Origin of the sequence: Pseudoalteromonas sp. PS5 (genome assembly GCF_004103255.1) — a bacterium.
GTDB lineage: Bacteria > Pseudomonadota > Gammaproteobacteria > Enterobacterales > Alteromonadaceae > Pseudoalteromonas > Pseudoalteromonas peptidolytica.
Window position 1 is genome coordinate 1 of sequence record NZ_RCSQ01000109.1, and the last position, 2464, is coordinate 2464.

General features: G+C 38.7%; 3 protein-coding genes. 1 reads left to right on the plus strand and 2 read right to left on the minus strand.

The window, feature by feature from the left end; translation table 11 throughout:
- Window positions 1-131: 131 nt before the first annotated feature.
- The gene (locus D9603_RS14290; protein WP_128731827.1) at window positions 132-575 is read right to left on the minus strand and encodes a hypothetical protein; all 444 of its coding nucleotides are present in this window, start codon (window positions 573-575) and stop codon (window positions 132-134) included.
- Window positions 576-753: 178 nt separating this feature from the next.
- Between D9603_RS14290 and D9603_RS14295 the strand changes: the two genes are divergently transcribed.
- Window positions 754-1095: a zinc ribbon domain-containing protein YjdM gene (locus tag D9603_RS14295; protein ID WP_125252608.1), complete on the plus strand. Its 342-nt coding sequence runs from the start codon at window positions 754-756 to the stop codon at window positions 1093-1095.
- A gap of 29 nt (window positions 1096-1124) precedes the next feature.
- Here the strand turns inward: D9603_RS14295 and D9603_RS14300 are convergent, their stop codons facing one another.
- On the minus strand, window positions 1125-2084 hold the full coding sequence (locus tag D9603_RS14300; RefSeq protein WP_128731828.1) for an integron integrase: 960 nt from the start codon (window positions 2082-2084) through the stop codon (window positions 1125-1127).
- Window positions 2085-2464 lie beyond the last annotated feature (380 nt).

A 2464-nucleotide genomic window follows, 5' to 3' on the forward strand; every position in this document is an offset into this window, starting at 1 on the left:
TATAGGCAAGGCAAAAATTTTGCTATTTAGTTGTTCTAAATAAGAAATCTTTAACGCTGTTAGCGTCGGCTTTACTCCTTCAAATTGCGCAAGTATTAAGTCTAATTGGTATTTGCATCAGGTTTGCTTCCTCAAATTGGCATATTATTTCTGTGTGTCTTGGCGAGATTTTCAAGCGTAGTGATCGCCGAAGCATAAATCTCTCGTGATGTTTTACTGAGCCCGCCGCTAGGCGCTGAAATTTCAAATGTACGCTTCATATCTCCAAGTAAATCAATCTTTTCATGTGGGTTTTCAGTCATAGATATCGGCGCGCCGATAGCTATCATCTGGCCTGAATCAATAAACCCTCCTTCGAATAGTTCTCGGGACATAGTTCGTGCTTCTGCCGCAGAAATATTGTGAACGTTGTATTTAGAGGCAATAGTTTGCCAATTATGTTCGGCATTGTTAGCGGTTTGGCTAATGGAGACTTGGGCGTCTTTCTGTACCGCTTCAGCCTTTTTTGGTTGATTCAGGCTCTGGCTGCTATAAATTGTAGGTGAGCCAACCCCTTGAGTTTGACTAACAAGCATAGGTAATCCTTTATATGATGAAATATAGATTAATTACTAAGCAATTGCCGTGCCGCAACATTTTGGGTAGCTATTCTTAATTCAATAGCGATTTAAAGACGAATATAGAGGACGCTCTACTCACTTTTACAGTATCATATGCCGATGATACACAGCCTTAAAAGTGATACAGTTAATTATGTCTTTACCTGCTTGCCCCAAATGCAATTCTGAATATGTTTATCAAGATCAAAGTCAACTAATATGCCCTGAATGTGCTTACGAATGGGATCCTAATGCGACTGCTAAAGAGGACGACTTTCAAGTAAAAGATGCCAACGGCACACTACTCGCTGATGGCGATAAAGTCACAGTAATTAAAGATTTAAAAATCAAAGGTAGTTCACAAGTCATTAAAATAGGTACTAAAGCTTTGGTAAGGCGTGTACTAGATAAAAAAGACCATGAGCTTGACTGCAAGGTTGATGGTGTTGGTGAAATGATGGTGACAGCGAAGTTTGTCAAGAAAGCAAATACTTAAGTGGATAAGTGTTCAGAAGTTATGGTGTTTTAAAGTTGCTCCAGTGGGCTGAGGGTGGTGCCAAATCTTGTGCCAATAACATGAGTATATCTTTCAGTTGTACGAATATCAGTGTGGCCCAAAAGCTCCTGAACAGTTCTGATATCGGTTCCGTTGATTAATAGTTGTGTTGCAAACGTGTGTCGGAAAGTATGAGCTTTAACTTGTTTTGGGATATTGCATTGCTTAACGGCGCTCCTTAGCTGTTTTCTAAAAGCGGTTTCGTGTATGTGATGCCGGCAAATATAGCCATCATGGGGGTGCTGACAGCGAGTAGTGGAAGGAAAAAGGTACTGCCATGAAAGATCTTTAGCTGCATTTTTATATTTTTTGATAAGAGATACAGGCAAAGATGTAAAACCAAAGCCCGCTTTTATATCTTGCTGATGTACCATGGTTGCATATTCGATTTGCGCCGTTAATTGCGAATGCAATGACTTGGGCAGCAGCGTATATCGGTCTTTTTTGCCCTTTCCTCTAAATACAAATAGAGTGCTATTAGTAAAGTTGATATCTTTTATTCTCAGGTGTAAGGCTTCGTTTATTCTGAGCCCACAACCATAAAGAAGAGATGCGACTAATTGATACTTGCCATGTAGCTTAGAGATAATCATCATTGCCTCTTCATGAGTTAGTACACATGGGATTGCTTGCTCTTTTTTAGTTAGCGTGTATTTTAACCCTTGAATTTCCCGCTGTATCACATAGCGATATAAAAAAATAAGGGCACACAACGCTTGGTTTTGCGTTGCGCTACTAACTTGCTTGTTGACCGCAAGGTGGTTTAAAAAACGCTCAACTTCTTGATTGCCCATTTGCTCAGGGTGCTTTTTATCATTAAACAAAATGTAGGACTTAATCCAAAATAGGTAGGACTTCTCTGTTCTGATGCTATAGCGTTTTGTTCTAAGCTCTAGCCTAACAGACTCTAAAAATGGTGATCTAGGCATTTTGAATCCTTTGCTCACTGTTTATTTATACAGTTATAAGTGACAGGTAACAAAATTGCAAGGTAAGCTGCCTAATGTTTTAAGAAAAGATCAATAACGAGAAATAAAAAGGCTCGGATATCTCGTAAGTGCCATTTAAAACAGAGCATTTTTAATATGTTAGCTATTTGCAACTTGTTCTTAGCGAGCCAATTTGTGGCTCGGATAAGTCCCAACTCGTTTTTTCAGGTAATTTGCATGTTGAAATGACAAAGTTTGGCTGGTAACTTACTAAAAATATTAAATAAAGTTAGCTTGAATGTTGTATTCATTTCTCTTGTGGATAAGCGAGATATTCAGGAATTCATGCTAATAAGCTGTTAGCTTTCAAGGATAAGCAT

Coding starts and splice junctions, on each gene's coding strand:
- D9603_RS14290 (WP_128731827.1), bottom strand. CDS start 575: ATGCTTGTTAGTCAAACTCAAGGGGTTGGCTCACCTACAATTTATAGC.
- D9603_RS14295 (WP_125252608.1), top strand. CDS start 754: ATGTCTTTACCTGCTTGCCCCAAATGCAATTCTGAATATGTTTATCAA.
- D9603_RS14300 (WP_128731828.1), bottom strand. CDS start 2,084: ATGCCTAGATCACCATTTTTAGAGTCTGTTAGGCTAGAGCTTAGAACA.